The 20,987-nt window shown below is 71.5% G+C and carries 18 protein-coding genes and 1 pseudogene; 5 read left to right on the forward strand and 14 right to left on the reverse strand.

The genetic code is table 11. The features are described 5' to 3' along the window. Positions 1 to 2: 2 nt before the first annotated feature. The 3 genes from ASE76_RS02425 to ASE76_RS02435 form a co-directional block, all read right to left on the reverse strand. Positions 3 to 1,073 (reverse strand): serine hydrolase, encoded by a 1,071-nt coding sequence (locus ASE76_RS02425; protein ID WP_055834133.1) that lies wholly within the window; start codon positions 1,071 to 1,073, stop codon positions 3 to 5. Continuing rightward, complete coding sequence (locus tag ASE76_RS02430; RefSeq protein ID WP_055834136.1) at positions 994 to 2,253, reverse strand: serine hydrolase; 1,260 nt, start codon at positions 2,251 to 2,253, stop codon at positions 994 to 996. The genes ASE76_RS02425 and ASE76_RS02430 overlap by 80 nt, the downstream gene beginning before the upstream one ends. Before the next feature lie 193 nt (positions 2,254 to 2,446). After that, a complete protein-coding gene (locus ASE76_RS02435) occupies positions 2,447 to 3,625 on the reverse strand; it encodes a PLP-dependent aminotransferase family protein (RefSeq protein WP_055835527.1) in 1,179 nt (392 codons plus the stop codon). Positions 3,626 to 3,847: 222 nt separating this feature from the next. Here ASE76_RS02435 and ASE76_RS02440 point away from each other — a divergent pair, with 222 nt between their 5' ends. Next, positions 3,848 to 5,080: a diguanylate cyclase gene (locus ASE76_RS02440; RefSeq protein WP_055834139.1), complete on the forward strand. Its 1,233-nt coding sequence runs from the start codon at positions 3,848 to 3,850 to the stop codon at positions 5,078 to 5,080. A 73-nt stretch (positions 5,081 to 5,153) separates the two neighbouring features. On the opposite strand, the gene ASE76_RS02445 is transcribed toward ASE76_RS02440, so the two are convergent. From ASE76_RS02445 to ASE76_RS02460, 4 genes are read right to left on the reverse strand one after another with little or no spacing between them, the layout of a single operon-like run. Then, a complete protein-coding gene (locus ASE76_RS02445; RefSeq protein ID WP_055834142.1) occupies positions 5,154 to 5,873 on the reverse strand; it encodes an amino acid ABC transporter permease in 720 nt (239 codons plus the stop codon). Then, positions 5,870 to 6,562 (reverse strand): amino acid ABC transporter permease, encoded by a 693-nt coding sequence (locus ASE76_RS02450; RefSeq protein ID WP_055834145.1) that lies wholly within the window; start codon positions 6,560 to 6,562, stop codon positions 5,870 to 5,872. The genes ASE76_RS02445 and ASE76_RS02450 overlap by 4 nt, the downstream gene beginning before the upstream one ends. Positions 6,563 to 6,616: 54 nt before the next feature. Beyond that, positions 6,617 to 7,447 carry an ABC transporter substrate-binding protein gene (locus ASE76_RS02455; RefSeq protein WP_055834148.1) on the reverse strand — a complete coding sequence of 277 codons (831 nt, stop codon included), beginning with the start codon at positions 7,445 to 7,447 and terminating at the stop codon, positions 6,617 to 6,619. Beyond that, the gene (locus tag ASE76_RS02460) at positions 7,444 to 8,409 is read right to left on the reverse strand and encodes a prephenate dehydrogenase (RefSeq protein ID WP_055834151.1); all 966 of its coding nucleotides are present in this window, start codon (positions 8,407 to 8,409) and stop codon (positions 7,444 to 7,446) included. Before ASE76_RS02460 ends, ASE76_RS02455 begins: the two co-directional genes overlap by 4 nt. Positions 8,410 to 8,486: 77 nt before the next feature. Here ASE76_RS02460 and ASE76_RS02465 point away from each other — a divergent pair, with 77 nt between their 5' ends. After that, on the forward strand, positions 8,487 to 9,380 hold the full coding sequence (locus ASE76_RS02465; protein ID WP_055834154.1) for a LysR family transcriptional regulator: 894 nt from the start codon (positions 8,487 to 8,489) through the stop codon (positions 9,378 to 9,380). Here ASE76_RS02465 and ASE76_RS02470 read toward each other — a convergent pair. After that, positions 9,377 to 11,503 carry a prolyl oligopeptidase family protein gene (locus ASE76_RS02470; protein ID WP_055834157.1) on the reverse strand — a complete coding sequence of 709 codons (2,127 nt, stop codon included), beginning with the start codon at positions 11,501 to 11,503 and terminating at the stop codon, positions 9,377 to 9,379. The genes ASE76_RS02465 and ASE76_RS02470 overlap by 4 nt on opposite strands. 170 nt (positions 11,504 to 11,673) lie before the next feature. On the opposite strand from ASE76_RS02470, the gene nth reads away from it, so the two are divergent. The 3 genes from nth to ASE76_RS02485 all read left to right on the forward strand — a co-directional run bounded on the left by nth (position 11,674) and on the right by ASE76_RS02485 (position 15,177). Continuing rightward, positions 11,674 to 12,318, forward strand: coding sequence for an endonuclease III (gene nth, locus ASE76_RS02475; RefSeq protein ID WP_055834160.1), 645 nt, complete (start codon positions 11,674 to 11,676; stop codon positions 12,316 to 12,318). Positions 12,319 to 12,367: 49 nt separating this feature from the next. After that, entirely contained in the window at positions 12,368 to 13,561 is a 1,194-nt protein-coding gene (locus ASE76_RS02480) for a GGDEF domain-containing protein (protein ID WP_055834163.1), read from the forward strand. 221 nt (positions 13,562 to 13,782) lie between these two features. After that, on the forward strand, positions 13,783 to 15,177 hold the full coding sequence (locus ASE76_RS02485) for a GntP family permease (RefSeq protein ID WP_055834166.1): 1,395 nt from the start codon (positions 13,783 to 13,785) through the stop codon (positions 15,175 to 15,177). Between the two features lie 34 nt (positions 15,178 to 15,211). Here the strand turns inward: ASE76_RS02485 and ASE76_RS02490 are convergent, their stop codons facing one another. The 6 genes and pseudogenes from ASE76_RS02490 to ASE76_RS02515 form a co-directional block, all read right to left on the reverse strand. Then, on the reverse strand, positions 15,212 to 15,763 hold the full coding sequence (locus ASE76_RS02490; protein WP_055834169.1) for a nucleotidyltransferase family protein: 552 nt from the start codon (positions 15,761 to 15,763) through the stop codon (positions 15,212 to 15,214). Between the two features lie 25 nt (positions 15,764 to 15,788). Beyond that, a pseudogene (locus ASE76_RS02495) lies at positions 15,789 to 16,277 on the reverse strand (alpha/beta fold hydrolase); the annotation flags it as partial. Between the two features lie 50 nt (positions 16,278 to 16,327). Beyond that, complete coding sequence (gene cobT / locus ASE76_RS02500) at positions 16,328 to 17,419, reverse strand: nicotinate-nucleotide--dimethylbenzimidazole phosphoribosyltransferase (RefSeq protein WP_055834172.1); 1,092 nt, start codon at positions 17,417 to 17,419, stop codon at positions 16,328 to 16,330. Beyond that, positions 17,416 to 18,897 (reverse strand): cobyric acid synthase, encoded by a 1,482-nt coding sequence (locus tag ASE76_RS02505; protein WP_055834175.1) that lies wholly within the window; start codon positions 18,895 to 18,897, stop codon positions 17,416 to 17,418. Before ASE76_RS02505 ends, cobT begins: the two co-directional genes overlap by 4 nt. Positions 18,898 to 18,961: 64 nt before the next feature. Further along, the gene (locus ASE76_RS02510; protein ID WP_055834178.1) at positions 18,962 to 19,804 is read right to left on the reverse strand and encodes an NYN domain-containing protein; all 843 of its coding nucleotides are present in this window, start codon (positions 19,802 to 19,804) and stop codon (positions 18,962 to 18,964) included. A 108-nt stretch (positions 19,805 to 19,912) separates the two neighbouring features. Next, complete coding sequence (locus tag ASE76_RS02515) at positions 19,913 to 20,938, reverse strand: aminotransferase class I/II-fold pyridoxal phosphate-dependent enzyme (protein ID WP_236698306.1); 1,026 nt, start codon at positions 20,936 to 20,938, stop codon at positions 19,913 to 19,915. Positions 20,939 to 20,987 lie beyond the last annotated feature (49 nt).

Raw genomic sequence — 20,987 nt, forward strand, 5'->3', positions numbered from 1 at the left:
AATCACATGCCGGCGAGCACCGTCTGGCGCACCGCACGGCCCACGTCCTCGAACACGCCGCCCGCCTCCTTCTGGTCGTCCAGGTCGGCGGCGCAGGTGGCGATGACGACCGCCCTGGCGCCGCCGTTCTGCGGATTCACCACGCCCACATGGCAGGCCCGGCGGTACTGGGTGCCGGTCTTGTGGATGAACTTGACGGTCTTGGGCAGGCCGGCTTCCAGCCGGTACTCGCCGGGCGTGCCGAATTTCATCGCGGTGAAGAGGCGCTGGGTGCCCATGGCCGACAGCAGCTGGCCGCGCACCAGCTTCTCGAGCATCTGGCCGTAGCCCTGCAGCGTGGCGGCATTGAAGCCGCGGCGGTAGTAGCGGTCGTAGGCTTCGTCGAAATCCTTGGCCTGCAGCGCGGCATCGTTCTTCTTCATCGCCCGCTTGATGGTGCCCAGGCGGCCGGGGCCGACGGGCTCGGAGGCGACCTGCACCAGCTGCAGGTTGCTCAGCCGGCGCGCGTCGGGATGCAGTTCGGCGTAGACGTCGTAGCGGATCTGGGTGAAGTCGGTCAGCCGGCCGGTGTTGCCGGCGCCCATCGCCGCCTGGTTGCTGCGGTTGAGGGCATCGAGGCCCACCCGGCGGATCAGCATGTTGGCGGCGGTGTTGTCGCTGACGCCCAGCATGCGGGTGATCAGCGCATCGACCGTATAGGCCGCCCCGGCCGGGCGCCAGACCAGCTGGCCCGATCCGTCGACCTTGTCGGTGTCCTGCAGCACCAGCTGGTCGGTGAGCCGCAGCTTGCCGGCATCGACCTGCTGCAACACCGCGATCGCGACAGGCACCTTGACCGTCGAGCCCAGGTACCAGCGCTGGTCGGCACCGTAAGAAAAGGTTTCGCCGGTGTCGAGCCGCTTGACGTACACGCCCAACGCGCCGGGCGATGTCCTGTCGATCTGCTCGACCTGTTGGCGCAGCGCGTCGGTCCAGCCGGCGGCGTGGGCGGTTTCAGCGCTCTTCGGCAGCGTCAGCAGGCAGCCGAGCAGGGCCGCCAACGGCGGCAACAACGACAGGACACGACGGCGCATTCACGACTCCCTGGGTCACCAGACCCGACCGGCACACTGCCGCGCCGATCTGGCGCAGCGCGAGTTCTGAGCGTTGCAACGAGAGCTCGTCGCGCGTGCAGGCCACCACCACCGCCCGGTGTGGGTGGCCGGCGTGCGGGGGCGTCGTCGGTGCGGCGGTGGCCGCGCCTGCGGCCGGGGTGTAGGCGATGCCCGCATCGCAGAAGCGGCGCCGCTGGGTGCCGGTCTTGTGGGCGAAGACCACGCCCGGCGGCAGGCCGGCCTTGATGCGGTGGGTGCCGGTGGCGACACGCTCCATCACCCGCAGAAGGTAGTCGGTGGAGGCGGGCCCGAGCGCCTGCCCCTGGGCCAGCCGGGCGAGCAGCTCGCCGTACGCGTCCAGGCGGGCCGAGTTCAGGCCGCTGGCGTAGTAGGCGTCGTAGGCTTCCTCCAGGCTGGGCAGCTGGAACTTCGCGACCGGCGTGCCGGTGAAGCGCGACAGCATCTGCATCCGGTCGGCATCGCTGCGCTGGCGGTTGAGCTGTATCAGCTCCCGCCCGCTCAGCCGCCGTGCCGCGGGCGTCAGGTTGCCGTACGCGAGGCGCCGCACCTCGGCCAGCCGGGTGATGCGGCCGAAGCCCTGCGGCACCAGCTCGGCCACCAGGGCATTGAGGGCGTCCACGCCCACCAGGCCGATCAGCATGTCGCTGGCGGTGTTGTCGCTGTGGACGATCATCTGCTCGATCAGGTAGCGGATGCTCAGGGCGCTGCCGACCGGGTTGCGGTTGGTGAGGCCTGCGCCGTCGACATAGTCGGACGCCTCCAGCGTCACCGTGGTGTCGAGCTTGTACTGGCCGCGCTCGATGCCCCGCAGCACCGCGATGGCGACGGGCACCTTGACGGTCGAGGCGAGGTACCAGCTCTCGCTGGACTGGAAGCGCGCCGACACGCCGGTGTCCAGATCGCGCACGTAGACGCCGATGCCGGCGCTGTGGCCTGCGGACACCTGGGCCAGGTCGTGGACGAGGCGGGTGTTCCACCCGGCGGCCGGCGCCGAAGGGGCGGTATCCGACGCGGCCGGCGCGGACGACCCGGCTTGCGCCACGCCTCCGAACCCGATGGCGGCGGCCAGCAGCACAGCGGCGAAGACAGCGCGGCGGTGCAGTGAAGCGGGAATACGGGGAAGCGGAGAACGGGGCATCGCAGGATCGGCCGGCGGCGCGGCGGTGGAGGCAGGGCGGTGGGCCCGCTGCCGCAACGGCACCGCGGCGGCGGCGCCCGCGCAGCCGTGCGGTCCGGCGGAAGCACCAGTATCGCAACGCCGGGCCGCCGCCCTGCAAGCAAATGCTAGGCGCGCCGCCTCGCCTGCCGGTCTACAGCGCCCGCCTGCTGGCCTACAGCGCGCGCCTGAGCCGCGCGATGCCTTCCTCGATCCTCGCGATGTCGGCGGTGGCGAAGCTCAGGCGCAGGGTCGAGACATCGGGATCGGCCGCGAAGAACGGCGCGCCCGGCACGAAAGCCACGCCCTGCTCGATCGCCCGCTTGGCGAAGTCGCGCGCATCCTGGCCGGGCCCGGTGAGCGCCGCCCAGAAGAAGAGCCCGCCGCGCGGCTGGGTGAAGGCGATCGCGTCGCCCAGCTCGCGCTGCAGCGCCGCGCCCATGGCAGCGGCCCGCTCGCCGTAGACCTTGCGCACGTTGGCGAGCGTCGCCGGCATGCGGCCGCTCTGGAGGTACTGCGCGGCGGTGGCCTGGGCGAAGGTGCTGGTGTGCGCGTCGCTGAACTGCTTGCACATGGTGGCGTTGGCCAGCATCGCCGGCGGCGCGATCATCCAGCCCACCCGCAGGCCGGGGCTCAGCACCTTGCTGAGGCTGCCGCAGTGCACCACCCAGTCGCGGCTGCCGGGCACCTCGGCGGTCAGGGCCAGGATGCTGGGCGGCGGCGGCGCCTCGCCGAAGTACAGGTCGCCGTAGGGATCGTCCTCCACCACCAGCACCTGGTGCTTAACCGCCAGCTCCAGCACCTTGCGGCGGCGCTCCAGGTTCAGCAGGGCGCCGCTCGGGTTGCCGAAGGTGGGGATCAGGTAGACGAACTTCGGGCGGTGTTCGACGATCAGCCGCTCCAGCGCGTCGGTGCGCACGCCCTCGGCATCGACCGGCGCGCTCACCAGGTCGGCGCCGTACAGACGGAAGCACTGGATGGTGGCGAGGAAGGTCGGGCCTTCGACGATCACCTTGTCGCCCGGGTCGATCAGCGTCTTGCCGATCAGGTCGAGCGCCTGCTGGCTGCCGGTGGTGACGATCAGGCCCTGCGGCGCGACCTCGACGCCCTTGGTGGCCATGAAGGCGGAGAGCTGTTCGCGCAGCGGCTCGTAGCCTTCGGTGGCGCCGTACTGCAGCGCGCCCGGCTCCTCAGCGATGGCGCGGGCGCTGGCCTCCTGGATGCCCTGCACGTCGAACATCGCGCTGTCGGGAAAACCGCCCGCGAAGCTGATGATGCCGGGCTTGCCGAGCAGCTTGAACAGTTCGCGGATCGCGGAGGTTTCGACGTTCTGGAGGCGGGAGGCGAAGGGCAGTGACATGGGGCGCGCGCTCTGTGGAAGGAGGGGCTATGGTAGCCAAGGCCGCCGCGCCGCGCAGCCTCCCCGGCCCGCTGCCGCGGTCCGCCGGCGGCGGCCCTGCAATTCGGCAACGCGTGTCAATACCGGGACTGCGATAGATCGACGATCCCCGCGGCCGGGCTAACATGTTTCCGCGGCAATGTCTGCCGCACCGATTCCGCCCATCGCAAAGCCGCAATGTCCGATCCGCTCCTGCTGCTTCCCTGCGCCGTGATGGTGATTGCCGAAGGCCGGGTGGTCCGGGTGAACCCGGCCTGCGTGGCGCTGCTGGAGGCCCGGGACGAGGGCCAGCTGCTCGGCCGCAGCGCGCTGGATTTCGTGCATCCGCTGGACCAGACCCGCTCCCAGCACCGCACCTCGGGCCTGCAGGCGACCGACCTGCCCAACACCCCCACCAAGATGCGCGCGCGCACCTGCCTCGGCAACCTGCGGATGCTGCTGATCTGCAGCAGCGCCATCGTGCACGAGGGCACGCCGGCGGTGCTGGTGAGCGCGATGGACATGACCGGCCTGAGCGACATGGAGGCCCAGCTGCGCGAGAGCGAGCGCAGCTTCCGCGAACTGTTCGAGAACATGCAGGACGTGTACTACCGCACCGACGCCCAGGGCGTGGTAGTGAACGTGGGGCCGGCGGTGCGCCGGGTGCTGGGCCAGGAGCCCGAGGACATCATCGGCCGCAAGGCCGAGGCCTGGTACCCCGCGGAGGCCGACCGCGACGCGCTCAAGCAGGCCATCCTCGCACGCGGCGAGGTCTCGGATTTCCCGGGGCAGATGGTGCGCAAGGACGGACGGGTGATCGACATCTCGATCAGCAGCCGGGCGCTGCGCGACGCGCAGGGCAACTTCGCCGGGGTCGAGGGGCTGTGGCGCGACGTGACCCAGCGCAAGAACCTGGAGCGCGAGCTGCAGCGCATGGCGCACACCGACACCCTCACCGGCAGCGCCAACCGCCGTGCCTTCCTGCAGCATGCCGAGGCCTGCCTGGCCCGGTACCGGCAGGACGGCACCTGGTTCGCGCTGCTGATGATCGACATCGACCACTTCAAGGCGGTGAACGATCGCTTCGGCCACCAGGAGGGCGACCGGGTGCTGGTGGATTTCGTGCAGAAGCTCAACTCCCACATCGCCGGCACCGACATGCTCGGGCGGCTGGGCGGCGAGGAGTTCGGCGTGGTCCTCTACCGTGCCGACGAGCAGGAGGCGCTGCGCGCCGGCCGCCACCTGCTGCGCCAGGTGGCCGAACTGCCCCTGCCCCACGACGAAGGCTGCGGCATGCAGTGGCTGACCGCCAGCATCGGCATGGCCGGCGTGACCGGCACCGACATGCGGCTGAGCGACCTGCTCGAGCGGGCCGACCGGGCGCTCTACCAAGCCAAGCACCAAGGGCGCAACCGGATCATCCTGGGCTGACGACGGATGTGCGGAACGATGCTATCGATTCGATAGCTGCCAGCCGGCATGCGGCGCCGACCTCAGGCACTTCTTATTCGAAAACCGGCTTCGTTGCCGCCCCGGCGCCCTCGCCGCGCCGGCGGCCGATGCGGCGCTCGACCCAGGCCACCGCCCGCCCGAGCAGGAAGCACAGCACGAAGTAGCTGGCGGCCAGCAGGGCGTAGACCTCGAAGGGCCTGGTGAGCAACTGGCTGTTGATCTGGTAGGCGGCGTTGGTCAGCTCGTCGACGCCGATCACGTAGGCCAGCGAGGTGTTCTTCACCACCACCACGAACTGGTTCAACATGCTGGGGATCATGTTGTAGAGCGCCTGGGGCAGCACGATGCGGCGCAGGATGGTGCCGGGCCGCATCCCCAGCGCCCGGGCCGCCTGCAGCTGCCCGCCGGGCAGCGCCACGATGCCGGCGCGCACGATCTCGCCCAGGTAGGCGCTCTCGTAGACGACCAGGGCCACCAGCATCATCAGCGTGGCGCTCACGGCGCGGCCGGTGAGATAGGGCACCGCGAAGTAGGCCCAGAACACCACCAGCAGCAGCGGTAGCCCGCGGATCGCATTGGCGTAGAGCGCCGCGGCCCAGGCCACCGGCCGGTGCCGCGAGGTGCGCGCCACGCCGACCAGCACCGCCAGCGGGAACGACAGCGCCAGCGCGGCCACCGCCAGGACCAGCGTCATCGCCAGGCCGCCCAGCGGGCCCTGCGGGTACTGGCCCACCAGCAGGATCAGGCCGTAGTCGCGCAGGATCTCGATCACCGCCCGCCCCTCGCGGCCAGCACCCGGCGCTGGGCCCACGCGCCGGCACCCATGATCAGCCACGAGCCGGCGAGGTAGCAGACCGAGGCGATCAGGAAGACTTCGAAGGTGCGGTAGGTCTCGTTCTCGATCTGGCGGGCGGCGTGCATCAGGTCGGCCACGCCCACCGTCATCGCCAGGCTGGTGGCCTTGAACAGCGCCAGGGTCTGGTTGACCATCGGGCCGAGCGCGGCGCGCATCGCCTGCGGCAGCAGCACCAGCCGCAGCGTCTGGCCGTAGGTCATGCCCAGCGACCGCGCCGCGGCGCCCTGCCCGCGCGCCAGGGAGCGCAGGCCGCTGCGCAGGTCCTCGCTCATGTAGGCCGCGGCGTAGAGCGTCAGGGCGATGCAGGAGAGGAAGAATTCGCCGTCGTGCCGGTTGATCCAGCGCTGCCAGCCGGTCGGCAGCAGCTGCGGCACCCCGAAGTACCAGACGAAGATCTGCACCAGCCCCGGCACGTTGCGGTGGTATTCGACGAACAGCGCCACGCCGCGCTGCAGCCAGCGCGACGGCGCGGCGCGCGCGGCCGTCAGCAGCGCCGCCACCACCAGCGCCAGCACCCAGCTGATGGCGAACAGCTGCCCGGTGACCCGCAGCCCGTGCAGCAGCAGCGACACGTTGTCGGGGTTCGACAGCAGCAGGTCACGCATCGGTGGAGCGGAGGCGGTTCGGGGGCGAAGACGTGGCGGAGGGCGGCCGGCCGCTTACTGGGCGAAGGCCGAGATCGGCGTCAGCTTCTTCTCGCGTTTGAAGGCGAAGCGGGTGTCGGGGCCGTACCAGCGGTTCCAGATGCCGTCGATCTCGCCGTCCTTCTCCATCGCCTCCAGTGCCTGGTCGACGGCGGCCAGCAGCGCCGGCTCGTCCTTCTTCACCCCGAGCGCGGTCGGCTCCCAGGCCAGGCTGTCGTCGATGAAGACCGCCTCGCCCTTCGACTCGGCCAGATAGCGCAGGCCGGCGGTGTGCGAGGTGGAGAAGCCGTCGACCTTGTCCTGCATCAGCGCCAGGAAGGCCGAGGGTCCGTCCTGGTAGGTGACGATGGTGGTCTTGGGCAGGCCGCGGCGGGCGAAGATCTCGGTGGTGGCGCTCTTGACCGCGCTCACACGCTTGTCGGCGAGCTTGGCGAAGCTGTCGATGCCCGCGCCCTTCCTGACCATGACGCGGATCGGCACCTGGTAGTGCGCCGCGGTGAAGGCGACCTGCTGCGCCCGCTCCTTGGTGTAGCCGAGCGCGGCCGAGACCAGGTCGACCCGGCCGGTGGAGAGTTCGGGGATCCGCTGCTCGATCGACAGGCCGCGGTGCTCCAGCTTCAGGCCCATGCGCCTGGCGATGGCGGCGCACATGTCGACGTCGAAGCCGACGATCTGGCGCGTCTTCGGGTCCTGGAAGCCGAGCGGCTCGGTACTGGTCAGCGTGCCGCAGACCAGGGTGCCGCGGGCCTTGATGTCGGCCAGCTGGTCGGCCTGGGCGCCGCCGAAGGCGGCCAGCAGGACCAGTGCCGTGCCGAGCGCGCGGCGGGTGGGTGCGAAGGATGTCATCGGGGCTCCTGGGTGAGGGCGGGAACGGGGGGAATCGGATGAACCTGGGTGGCCGCACGGACCGCGGCGGAGGCGGCCACCCCGGCGCGGTGGAACTGCCGCGCGCCGGCGAACGCGTCTGCGAGTGCGGCGCCGTCGCCGAGCAGCAGGTGGTGCCGGATAAGGCCCAGCGCGTCGCCCAGGCGGTCGATCTCCGCCACCAGCGGCGCGCTATTGTGGACCGCGATGTCGGCCCACAGCGCCGGATCGGAGCCACCCAGCCGGGTGAAGCCCTGGAAGCCGGTGCCCTGGTAGGCGAGCCACGCTTCGGCTTCGGGCCGCGCGGCCAGGCTGTGCAGGTAGGCGTAGCTGAGCAATTGCGGCAGGTGGCTCAGGGCGGCGTAGATGCGGTCGTGCTGCTCGGCGGGCATCCACGCCACCTGCGCACCCATCCCGGCCCAGAAGGCGGCCGCGCGGGCTTCGGCCTGGCTGTCTGAGCGCCGGGCCGGCGTGATCACGCAGCGCTTGCCCTGGAAGAGACCGGCCTCGGCGGCCTCCCAGCCGTGCTGCGCTTTGCCGGCGATCGGATGGCAGGGAACGAAGCGGGCCATCGCCGCCGCGCCCCCCGCCTGCAACGCGGCCACCACCGGCGCCTTGACGCTGGCCACGTCCACCACCACCGCCCGGCCCGCGCCGATGGCGGCCGCATGCGTGGCGATGCAGTCGAGCAGTGCCGCCACCGGCTGGCACAGCACCACCAGATCGTGCCGGTCGAAGAGGCCGTCGAGGTCCTGCACCGCCTCGTCGATCCAGCCGGCCGCGCGGCAGGAACGCAGCAGCGCCGCGTCGGTGTCGTGGCCGGCGATGCGTCCGCCGAAGCCTCCGGCCCGGAGCGCCCGCACCACCGATCCGCCGATCAGGCCCAGCCCGCAGACGGCGATGCTGCCGTTGTCGGGAATGCCGAAGTGCGCGGAGTCGTTCATTCACACCAGTGTCATCTGCCGCGTGCAGGCAGGGCCAATGCCAAAATGGCCCCATCCCATAACACGAGGTTAAGCCGATGAACCTGCGGCAGATCGAGGTTTTCCGCGCGGTGATGCAGGCCGGCAGCATCTCGGGCGCGGCGGCCCTGCTGCATGTGTCGCAGCCAGCCGTGAGCCGGCTGGTGCGCTACCTGGAGGTGAAGCTGGGCGTGACGCTCTTCGAGCGCACCGGAGGCCGTCTGCACCCGACGCCCGAGGCCGATGCGCTGAAGCGCGAGGTCGACAGCGCCTGGCGCAGCATCGACCGGGTGCGCAGCCATGCCGAGCAGTTGCGGCACGGCGTGGCCGACACGCTGCGGATCGCGTCCAACCTCAGCACCGGGCTCGACCTGGTGCCGCGCGCCATCGCGGGCATCAAGAGCACCATGCCGCGGCTGCATGTCAGCGTCGAGATCGCCACGCAGGTGCAGATCACCGACCAGCTGCTGAGCGGCGCCTGCGACATCGGCGTGGTCTCCTTCGTACAGGCCCACCACCCGTCGTTGAAGGCGCACCCGATCGGCACCGGCGAGGTCGTCTGCGCGATGGCGCCCGGCCACCCGCTGGCGGCCGAGGCGGCGATCACCCAGGAGATGCTGCAGCGCCCCGACCTGATCTCCTTCGGCCACGACACGCCGCACGGCCGGCTGCTGGACACGGTGCGGGGTGCCGTCCACCCGCCCGCCGCACCGACGGTCGAGGTCCGCTATGCCTATGTCGCCTGCCGCATCGCCGCCAGCGGCTGGGGCGCCGTGCTCACCGACGACCGCACCGCCCGCCACAACGGCGGCGCCGGCCTGGTGGTACGGCCCCTGGCCGAGCCGCAGCACTACACGGCCTATGCGATGAGCAGCGCGGAGCGGCCGCTCTCCAGTGCGGGGCGGGAGATGGTGCGGCTGCTGGCGCAGCACTGGGACGGCGCTGCGGGCTAGCCCGCCGTGCCTCCCGCCGAGGCCGGCCCCAGCTGCTGCCACAGGTACGCGAACTCCAGCGCCAGCAGATGCGCCCGCTGGGCGTTGTCGGCGGCGCCGCCGTGGCCGCCCTCGGTGTTCTCGTAGTACAGCAGGTCGTGGCCCTGCTCCAGCATGCGGGCCGCCATCTTGCGGGCATGGCCGGGGTGGACCCGGTCGTCGCGGGTGGATGTGGTGAACAGCACCCGCGGATAGCGCACGCCGGCCCGCACCCGGTGGTAGGGGCTGTACTGCGAGAGGAAGGCCCAGTCGGCCGGGTCGTCGGGATCGCCGTACTCGGCCATCCACGAGGCGCCGGCCAGCAGCGTGTGGTAGCGGCGCATGTCGAGCAGCGGCACCTGGCACACGACGGCGTTGAACAGATCGGGCCGCTGCACCATCACCGCGCCCACCAGCAGGCCGCCGTTGCTGCCGCCCTGGATGCCCAGGTGCGCGGGCCGGGTGATCTTGCGGGCGATCAGGTCTTCGGCGATGGCGATCAGGTCGTCGTAGCTGCGCTGCTTGTTCTCGCGCAGGGCGGCCTGGTGCCAGTCGGGGCCGAACTCACCGCCACCGCGCAGGTTGGCGACCACGAACACGCCGCCCTGCGCGCACCAGGCGCTGCCGTAGCTGGCGGCGTACCAGGGCGTCAGCGGCTGCTCGAAACCGCCGTAGCCGTAGAGCAGCGTCGGGTTGCGGCCGTCGGCCTGTGCGCCGCGCGGCCAGAGCACGAAATACGGCACCCGGGTGCCGTCGGCCGAGGTGGCGAAGCACTGCTCGGCCCGCATCCCTTCGGCATCGAAACGCGCGGGGCCTGCCTTCAGCAGGGTGCGCCGGTCGTCCGCGGTCGTGGCCAGGTAGAGCGATCCGGGCGTGGTGAAGTCGGTGTACGACAGCAGGTAGTGCTCGGCCAGCGGGTCGTCCGCCAGCAGCGGATCGTGCAGGCCGGTCACGCCCAGCTGGCCGGGGAACGGCGCCTCGACGGTGCGGCCGACGAACTCGCCGGTGCCGCCTTCGCGGTGCCACGCCTCGACCCGCGAGGCGACGTTGTCCATCACCTGCAGCAGCAGATGGTCGCGGGTGGCGGTATAGCCGGCCAGCGACCGGGTGGCGGTGGGCGTGAAGAGCGGCCGGGCCGCCTGTTCGCCGCGCAGCCAGGCGTCGGCATCGGCGACCAGCAGGGAGCCGGCGGGGAAGGTGCGGCCGCCCAGGTCCAGCGGGCTGCGCAACTCCAGCAACAGCGTGTCGCGCAGGAAGTCGACCATCGCGTCCTCGGGCACGTCCATCTTCTTCGGGTCGGCCGCGGTGGCCGCCGGGCCTTCGGCCAGCCAGATCTCCTGCCGGTAGAAGTCGAGCATGCGGCTGAACACGGTGCGCTCGTAGCCCGGTGTGCGGTCGACGCCCACGCCCACGCCCACGTCGGTCACCGCGCCTTCGAACACCGTCTGCGCCTGCGCCAGCGGCGTGCCGCGGCGCCAGCGCCGGATGGTGCGCGGGTAGCCCGATTCGGTGAGCGATCCCGGACCGAAATCGGTGCTGACGTAGACCGTGTCCGCGTCGATCCATTCCACGTCGGACTTGGCCTCGGGCAGCGCGAATCCGCCATCTGCGAACTGCAGCGTGTCGACGTCGAATTCGCGCACCACCGTCGCGTCGGCCCCGCCGCGCGAGAGCGAGACCAGGCCGCGCCGGTAGTCGGGGCCGAGCAGGCTGGCGCCGCCCCAGACCCAGTTCTCGTTCTCGGCGCGGGCCAGCGCGTCCAGGTCGAGCAGCACCTGCCACGCCGGCTCGGCCCGGCGGTATTCGGCCAGCGACGTGCGGCGCCACAGGCCGCGGCGGTGCTGCTCGTCCTGCCACAGGTTGTAGAACCAGTCGCCCCGGCGCACAACGCCCGGAATGCGGTCCTTCGCCTCCAGGATGGACAGCAGCCGGGCGCGGGTGGGGGCGTATTCGGGCCGGGCCGTCAGCTCCGCCTCGGACAGCGCATTGCGCTCGCGCACCCAGGCCATCGCGCGCGCGCCGTCCACCTCCTCCAGCCACAGGTACGGATCTTCCGGCGCCGGGGCGGCGGCGGCGGTGGAGAGGGGCGCGGTGGTGTCGGTCATGGCTTCCTTCGGTCGGGTACGGTCGGGGTGCGCGGCGGCGGCCCCCCTCGGATTTCATCACGACCGGCAACAGGCCGACGGGCTGTCCGGGTATCCACCCTCGCGCCATGCAGGCCCCGCGCTGCAGGACAATGGACGCCCCGACCCGATTGTCCCCGGAACGCATCGCCATGAAGATCGCGCAGATCGAGCCCTTCTTCGCCACCCTGGAGGCGGCCAACCCCACACCCGAGACCGAGCTGGAGTACGCCAGCCCCTTCGAACTGCTGGCCGCGGTGCTGCTCAGCGCGCAGGCGACCGACGTGAGCGTGAACAAGGCCACGCGCCGGCTCTATCCGGTCGCCAACACGCCGCAGGCGGTGCTCGACCTGGGGCTGGAAGCGCTGGAGGGCTACATCCGGACCATCGGCCTCTACCGCACCAAGGCGAAGAACCTGCTGGCCACCTGCCGGATGCTGGTCGAGCAGCACGGCGGCGAGGTGCCCCGCACCCGCGAGGAGCTGGAGGCGCTGCCGGGCGTCGGCCGCAAGACCGCCAACGTGGTGCTGAACGTGGCCTTCGGCGAGGCGACGATGGCGGTCGACACCCACATCTTCCGCGTCTCCAACCGCACCGGGCTCGCGCCGGGCAAGACACCGCTGGCGGTGGAGCTGAAGTTGCTCAAGCGGGTGCCGGCGCGCTTCATGGTCCATGCGCACCACTGGCTGATCCTGCACGGCCGCTATGTCTGCCTGGCGCGCACGCCGCAGTGCTGGCGCTGCAGCGTGGCCGCATACTGCGACTACAAACCCAAGACGCCGGCACCCGACGCCTGAGGCGGCCCGCGCATCCCCACCCTTCATCCACCGGCGCCCCCACCATCCCATGCTGCTCGATCCGCGCTCCGTCATCTTCTTCGCCGGCTTCATGGGAGTGCTGATGGCGGTGGTGCTGTTCGGCATGCGCCGCAGCTATCCGCAGACGATCGGCGGCCTGAGCGAATGGACGGTCGCGCCGGTGCTGTGCTTCGCCAGCACCCTGATGTTCGGCCTGCGCGGCGTGGTGCCCGACATCGTGAGCGTGCTGGCCGCCAACCTGGTGCTGTTCCTGGGCTGCGTGCTGTACTACACCGGCAGCCAGCGCTTCTTCGGCGAGCCGCCTGTGCTGCGCGGCTGGGTCACGCTGATGGCCGCGCTGGGCGTGCTGCTGGCCTGGTTCACCGTGGTGCAGCCCAGCTACGCGGTGCGGCTCGCCTGCTTCACCCTCTGCGCCTCGGCCCTGTTTCTGGCGCACGCGGGGCTGTACCTGCGGCAGTTGCGCAAGAAGCCGAGCTTTGCGCTGCGCTTCATGGCCGCGGTGCTGCTGATGCAGTCGTTGGCGCTGATCGCCCGGCTGGTCACGGTCTTCATCGGTGCTTCGGGCGGCAGCCTGATGGACAACTCTCCGGTGCAGTCGGCCTACATCGCCGTCTTCGCGCTCACCTCGATGATGCTCACCCTGGGCGCGATCCTGATGGCCACCGACCGGGTGCGCACCGAATTCGAATGGCTGGCCACGCACGATCCCCTGACCGGCGTGCTCAACCGCCGCGCGATGCTGTCCGCCTGCGCCGCCGAACTGGAGCGCAGCCGCGCCCGCCCCGGCGGCCATGCCCTCGGCGGCGGCAACCCTAACCCACCCCGCCCGCTGTCGTTGATGATGCTCGACGTCGACCACTTCAAGAGCCTGAACGACTCGCACGGCCACCACGTCGGCGACCAGGTGCTGCAGCGGCTGGTGCGCCGCCTGCAGCAGGTGCTGCGGCCCGGCCAGTACCTGGGCCGCCACGGCGGGGAAGAGTTCGTCGTGCTGCTGCCCGGAACCGACCTGCCCACCGCGCTCGTGCTGGCCGAGCGGCTGCGCGCCGCCGCCGCCGCCCCGGCCGAACCCCGCGGCACCCTGCCCTGGCGCACGGTGAGCATCGGCGTGAGCGCGCTGCGCGACGGCCCCGATTCGGTCGACGCGATGCTACTGCGCGCCGACACCGCCCTCTACCGCGCCAAGGCCCTGGGGCGCGACAGGGTCGATTCCGAGGCGTAGGACGACTACCTGCCAGGATATGGGTCGAAACTGCCTGCAGCTGGCGCGCACAGCCGACATCAAGCTATCAAAGATATAGCAAAACGCCTAGCGAATCACGCCCGGTGCCCGGCCGCAGGCCGTCCGCTCCGGTCCCCGGCATCCGCGCCCGGAGGGCCGCCGCCCGACGCCCTGGCCCGGATTCCCCTAGCATCGCCCTCCCTGCCACGACTGCGCCGCCCATGAACTCCCAAGACATACAACTGCTGGTGACGGCACTCGCCAGCGTGCTCGCGCTGGTCGCGCTCATCGTGTCGCGGCCGAAGCTGCATCCCCTCCTGGCGCTGCTGATCGTGTCGGTGGCCACCGGCCTGGTCACCGGCATGCCGCTGGAGAAGGTGGTGCAGGCGGTCTCCGGGGGCGCCGGCAAGACGCTGGGGGCGGTGGGGCTGGTGGTCGCGCTGGGCGCCATGCTGGGCAAGCTGCTGGCCGACTCGGGCGTGACCGACAGCGTGGCCAACGCCATCCTCCGGCGCGCCTCGCGCCGCGCTTTGCCTTGGGCGATGACCGGCGTGGCCTTCGTCATCGGCATCCCGATGTTCTTCGAGGTGGGTCTGGTGGTGCTGCTGCCGCTGGTCTTCGGCGTGGCGCGCAAGCTGGAGGCCGAGGAGAAAGGCAGCGGCTCCGCCTACGTGTACGTCGGCGTGCCGGTGATCGCCGCACTGGCCGCGATGCACGGCATGGTGCCGCCGCACCCCGGGCCGCTCACCGCCATCGCCACGCTGAAGACCAGCGTCGGCGCCACGATGCTCTACGGTTTCGTCGCGGCCATCCCGGCCATCGTGCTGGCCGGGCCGGTCTACGGTAACTTCATCGCCCCGCGCCTGACCGTGCGGCCCGACGACGCACTGATCGCGCAGTACGCGCCCGACGCCGCCGGTACCGCTGCGGCCTCAGCGCAGACGCCACCTCCCGGCATCGGGCTGGGCGTGCTGACCGCGCTGGCCCCGGCCCTCCTGATGCTGCTGCATGCGCTGGGCGAGGTGGTGCTCGACAAAGGCTCGGCCCTGCTGAAGGTGGCCGCCTTCGTCGGCAACCCGATCGTGGCGATGCTGATCGGCGTGGTCTTCGCGGTGCTGGTGCTGCGCCCCGGCCGGCCCGAGGCGGTGCGCAAGGCGCTCGGCGACAGCGTCAAGCCGATCGCCAACGTGCTGCTGATCATCGCCGGCGGCGGTGCGTTCCAACAGGTGCTGACCGATGCGCAGGTGGGCAACGCCATCGTCCACATGAGCCACCAACTGGCCCTGTCGCCGCTGCTGCTGGGCTGGCTGATCTCGATGCTGCTGTCGGTCTCGACCGGCTCCGCCACCGTCGGCATCGTGGGCGCCGCCGGCCTGCTGGCGCCGCTGGCCGCCGCGGGCGCCGCCTCGGTGAACGCGCCGCTGCTGGCACTCTCCATCGGCTGCGGATCGCTGTTCTTCAACTACGCCAACCACGCCGGCTTCTGGCTGGTGAAGGAGTCGTTCGGCATGTCGATGGGCGAGGCGACCAAGACGATCTCGGTGGTGCAGTCGATCGTGTCGGTGGTGGGGCTGGCGATGGTGATGCTGCTGAACCTGCTGCCGCCGCTGGTGTGAGGGCCCCGGCCGGTCGGCCGATGCGAGACGCCTGCTACGCCGCGTCCTCGCAGCGCAGCCAGGGCCAGCGCCGCCGGTAGGAAGCAGTCTTCTGCAGATACAGCGCCCGGTGCGGCGTCAGCGGGTTCATCGACAGCGTGCCTCGGTACAGACCCGTCAGCCCGTTGGGCGCATAGACATCGTCGGGCCGCACGCCGACGCAGGTGCACGGCATCAGGAACCGGTCGATGCCGTCGCGCGAATGCTGTAAGGCCGGGTACGGATGCCCGAAGTGGCCCTCGTACCAAAGATGCACGCGGGCCTGGTTGCAGGCCTCCAGCGTGATACCCAGGTCGGCCAGCACCGACTCCACCCGCGCCTGCACCTGCTGCTCGGCCGCGGCCGACAGGTCGTGCGGGTCGAAATAGAACAGGTCGTAGTCCTTGATGCCCGCCTCCGGCGGCTGGTGGGACTGCAGGTTCCAGATCGTCTGGAAGAGGCTGCCCGCCACCAGCCAGCCATCGGGCAGGTCCAGCGCGTTCCAGCGGTCGAGGATGGCTGCGTTGTGGCGGTTTAGAAGAATGTCGGCGAAGAATCGGCTTTCCATCGGGCCGAGTCTTCCACACCCGACATCACCCCAGCGTGCGATCCAAAAACGCGCGGATCGTCGTGCCGATGGCCGCGCCGTGCGTTTCCAGGGCGAAGTGGCCGGTGTCGTAGAAATGGATTTCTGCGTCGGGAAGATGTCGCTTCCAGGCTTCGGCACCCGCGGGCAAGAAGAACCGATCGTGGCGGCCCCACACCGCCAGCAGGGGCGGCCGGGCGCTGCGGAAGTACGTCTGGAACTCGGGGTACCGCGCCACGTTGGACGCTTAGTCCAGCAGCAGGTCGAGCTGGATCTCGGCATTGCCCGGAGCTGCCAGCATCGCGGCGTCCAGCATGTAGCCGTCGGGCGAGACCCGGCTGGCGTCGGGCACGCCGTGCGTGTACTGCCACTTCAGCGCTTCGGGCTCCAGAAAGCCGCGCAGCGCCTCGCGGTTGTCGGCCGACGGGTCCTTCCAGTACTTCTGGATCGGGCTCCAGACGTCGCCCAGGCCCTCCTCGTACGCGTTGCCGTTTTCGAGACGAGTGCCGTCCGACACGCAGGGCCGCCGCGTGCGCGTTCAGCCGGTCAGTTCGACTTTCCCGACACCCCCGCACTCTCGAAGCTCGCCATCTCCCCCATCACCGCACAGGCCGACTGCAGCAGCGGCCAGGCCAGCGCCGCGCCCGATCCTTCGCCCAGGCGCAGGCCCAGGTCCAGCAGCGGCTCGGCGCCCAGGTGCTGCAGCATCGCGGCGTGGGCCCGCTCGCCGGAGCGGTGGGCGAAGACGCAGCGCTGCAGCACGTTCGGCCGCAGCCTCTGCGCGACCAGCACCGCGGCGGTGGTGATGAAGCCGTCGACCAGCACGACGCGGCGCTCTTCGGCCGCCTGCAGAACAACGCCGACCAGCGTGGCGATCTCGAAACCGCCGAAGGCGGCCAGGGCCTGCAGCGGATGGGCGGCATCCGCATGGCGCTGCAGGACCCGCTCCAGCACGGCGGCCTTGCGGGCGATGCCGGCGGCGTCCAGGCCGGTGCCGGCACCGGCGCAGTTGGCCGCCGGCAGGCCGGCCAGACGGGACAGAAGCAGGGCCGCGGCCGAGGTGTTGCCGATGCCCATCTCGCCCAACAAAACGGCGTTGCCGGGCAGGGCCTGCACCAGGGCGATGCCGTGGCGCACGGCCTGGGCGCACTGCGCGTCCGACATGGCGGCGGCCAGGCTGCTGTCGGCGGTGCCGGGGCCGACGCGGCGGCTGAGCAGGCGTACCGGCGCGGCGCCCTCCTCCTGCGCGGCGGCCGACGGCTCGCACGGGCGGCGTACGCCGCAGTCGACCACCGTCAGCGCGATCCGGTGCTGGCGGGCCAGCACGCTCACCGCCGCGCCGCCGGCCAGGAAGTTCTGCACCATCTGCCAGGTCACGTCGCTCGGATAGGCCGAGACGCCCTGCGCGGCCAGGCCGTGGTCGGCCGCGCAGACCAGCATCTGCGGCTGCTCCAGCGCCGGCGTTTCGCTGCCCAGGATGCGGCCCAGCCGCAGCGCCAGCCCCTCCAGCCGGCCGAGGGCGCCGAGGGGCTTGGTCTTCTGGTCGATGCGGCGCTGCAGGGCGGTTGCCAGCGCCGCGTCGCCGAACGGTGCGACGGCGGGCAAGGAGGCTTCGAGGGACGTGAGGTCGTCGGTCATGGATGCGAACGTGAGGGTGGAGATGCCGGCTGCAGCAGGCCCTGCAGCACGCCGGGCGTGAAATGGCGGTCGATGAAATCGGCCAGGCCGTCGAAGACCGCGTCGAGCGTCGGCGCCCGGGCGCCGAACAGCGCCTGAAGCACCGCCGCGTCCTCGAACAGGCCGTGCAGGTACACGCCCAGCACGTTGCCGGCGGCGTTCTGCCAGCCCAGGCCGTCAGGCAGTACCGGACGGGCCACGTCGCCGGCCACGGCCATCGCCGGGTGCTGGGCGGTGCGGCCGTGGCGGATCTCGTAGCCGGCCACCGGCGTGCCGGCCAGCGCGGACCAGGGACCGGATACGGTGCTGCCGAAGGCGGCGGCGCAGTGGCGCACCGTCTTGTCGGGATCGAACACCGTCACCAGCGGCAGCAGGCCCAGGCCCGGGCCGTTGCCGTCGATGCCGTGCGGATCGACCAGCGCCTCGCCCAGCATCTGCAGCCCGCCGCAGATGCCCAGCACCCGGCCGCCGCGGGCCGCGTGGTCGGCCACCGCGCGGTCGAGGCCCTGGGTGCGCAGCCAGTCCAGGTCGGCGGCGGTGTGCTTGGAGCCGGGCAGCACCACCCAGTCGGCACCGTGCAGCGTGGCTGTGGATCGGGCCCAGACCAGGCGCACGCCCGGCACGTTCTTCAGCGGCTGGAACTCGTCCAGGTTGCTGATCCGCGGATAGGCGACCACCGCGATGGTGGTGTGCACCGCGCCGGTGGCGCTGGCGCCGTCGTCGAACACGCCGTCCTCCTCGGGCAGGCCGTGCTGACGCCACATCGGCAGCGTGGCCAGCAGGGGCACGCCGGTGAGTGCCTGCAACTGCGCCGGCCCCGGCGCCAGCAGCGACGCGTCGCCCCGGAACCGGTTGAGCACGAAGCCGCGCAACAGCGCCCGCTCCTCGGCCGGCAGCAGCGCCCAGGTGCCGTAGAGGTGGGCGAAGGCGCCGCCGCGGTCGATGTCGGTCACCAGCAGGCAGGCGGCGTCGGCATGCAGTGCGGTGCGCATGTTGACGATGTCGTCGTCCTTCAGGTTGATCTCGGCGGGCGAGCCGGCGCCTTCGATCACGACCACGTCGTGGTCGGCACGCAGTGCATCCAACGCGGCCGACACCTGCGGCCAGACGCTGGCGCTGCGGCCGCGCCACGGCCGCTTCGACAGCGCGGTATCGACCTGGCCGAGCAGCACCACCTGGCTGCGCATGTCGCCCTCGGGCTTGAGCAGCAGCGGGTTCATCCGCACGTCGGGTGCCACGCCGGCCGCCAGCGCCTGGAAATACTGGGCGCTGCCGATCTCGCCGCCCGCCACCACCCGGGCGTTGTTGCTCATGTTCTGCGCCTTGAACGGCGCCACGCGCAGGCCCTGCTGGGCATACCAGCGGCAGAGCGCGGTCGCCAGCCAGCTCTTGCCGGCGCCGCTGGTGGTACCCAGCACCATGACGCAGCGGGCGGTCATGCGGAGGATGCAGGGAAAGCGGTCAACGCTCGGTGGTCCATTGGGCGTTGCCTGCGCGCAGCGTTCATGCCTTGAGTCGCAGCAGCCGGCCGGTCTCGCCCATCGTCACCTCGACCATGTCGCCCATCGCCCGCACCATCGACGGGAAGTCGGCATGGCCGTGCTCGCGCGGGTCGAAGGCCGGGTCCAGCCGCTTCATCATGTGCCACACGCCGCCTTTGCTGACCCATGGATCGCCGCGGGTGTCGGCCAGCAGCCGCACCGCGCGGCAGAGCAGCTCGGCGGCGGGATCGGTGTCGGAGATGGTGCGCGCCGCGGGTGGCGGATCGGCGTCGAGGGCCGTGGCGCCCGCCTCTTCCGCGGCGGCGGCCGCCGCGGTCGCCATCAGGCTGTCGTAGTAGCGGAACTCGTGGCAGCTCTTGGCCCAGTGCCGGTTGGTGGCGCGGCGCATGCCCACGCCCACCAGGGTGCGGCCGGCGGCCTTGATGCGTTGCGCGACCGGCATGAAGTCGCTGTCGCCGCCGACGATCACCACCGTCTCGATATGGCCGAAGCGGTGGATGTCTTCCGCCGCGTCCAGGCACAGGCGGATGTCGGCCCCGTTCTTGGCCGACGCCCCCGGCGGGAACAGCTGCACCAGTTCCACCCCGCCCTGCAGCAATGCGTCGCGGTAGCGGCCGTAGAACTGCCAGTTGCAGTACCCCCGGTTGATCGCCACCGGCCCGAAGGACGCCGCCAGCTCGACGATCGCCTGCACGTCGACCAGCGGCTCCTGCAGCTTGAAGCGCCCGTCGGGCCGGCCGTAGGCGCCCTCGCCGTAGCGGTCCTCGAAGAGGCTGGCGTGCAGGTTCTCGAAATCCCAGTAAAGGGCGACGGAGCGGTTGTCATCGCGGTCGGTACGGGGCAAGGGGTTCTCCAGAAAGGGGCGGGGCCGGCGGGGGATTGTCGCGTCGTCGGCCGCGGGGCGTGCCATTTGGGTGCCACGGAGTCCAGCGGCGGGCTCGTGGCGGTCCATTCATCCTGCTTGCCACGCGGCCCGCAGTGCATCCTGCGCCGCCGGCGGCTGCACCGACACGCGCGCGTGGCCTGGCATACCGAAGGAGGTGGCATCGCGCAGCTGGATGCCGGCCCGGCGCAGTGCCGCGGCGCGCGCGGGCGACAGCGGCAGTCGGACGCATAAGAACGGCGTGTCGCTGGGCAACACCACCCAGCCCAGCGCGTCGCAGATGGCCTGCTGCCGGGCTTTCCAGACCCGCAGGGTGTCGAGGCTTTCGGCCAGCCACCGCTGGGTGGCGTCTTCGCACCACGCCTGCAGCAATGCCACGCCGTGCGCGCCGACGGGCCAGGACGGGGCCAGGGCGTCGAGCGCGGCGACGGACGCCCCGCTGTCCTTGGGCGCAATGGCGTAGGCGGCGCGCAGGCCGGTCAGGCCCAGGGCCTTGTTGGGCGACCAGAGCTGCCAGGCGCGGTCGAGGTCGGCCGGTGTCCAGGCCGAAGTGCCGGACAGCCGCAGCGGTGCATAGGCCCGGTCGAGCACCAGCAGGTCGCAGGGGCCCGCCGGCGGCACCGGCTCCGACCGGCCGAGCGGGCTGGAAGGGTCGCAGGCCCAGACGAGGGCCGGTGCGGCACCGGACGAGGGCCCAGGCGCCGTGTCCGCGCGGTGCACCGCCATCCGCCAGGCCGCGGCTGCGGCCGCATAGTCACCGTAGGCATGCGCGGGGATGCGGGCCTGCCGGATGCCGCGCTGCGCCGCCCAGGCGGTGATGCGGAAGATGGCCTCGCTGGCGCTGGCCGCCGGCAGGATGCGGCCGGGCGCCACGCCGTGGAATGCGGCCAGCCGCTCGCGCAGCGCGGTGTAGCGGGGATCGGGATAGCGGGTGGCATCGGCGAGCTGCACGGCGGCCAGCGCCGCGGGGCACGGGCCGCAGGCGTTGGCGTTGGTCGAGAAATCGAAGCGCACCGGTCCGCCGCCGTCGGGGCCGCCGTGGACGCGCATGGCGGCGGCGGTGGCGGCGGCAATATCGGCAGGCGAAGCGGTCATGGGCAAGCGGGGGATCGGGGGCGGCAGGCGGGCAGCGGGGATTGTGCGG

The sequence above is a fragment of the Xylophilus sp. Leaf220 genome (assembly GCF_001421705.1).
Taxonomy (GTDB): Bacteria; Pseudomonadota; Gammaproteobacteria; order Burkholderiales; family Burkholderiaceae_C; genus Xylophilus.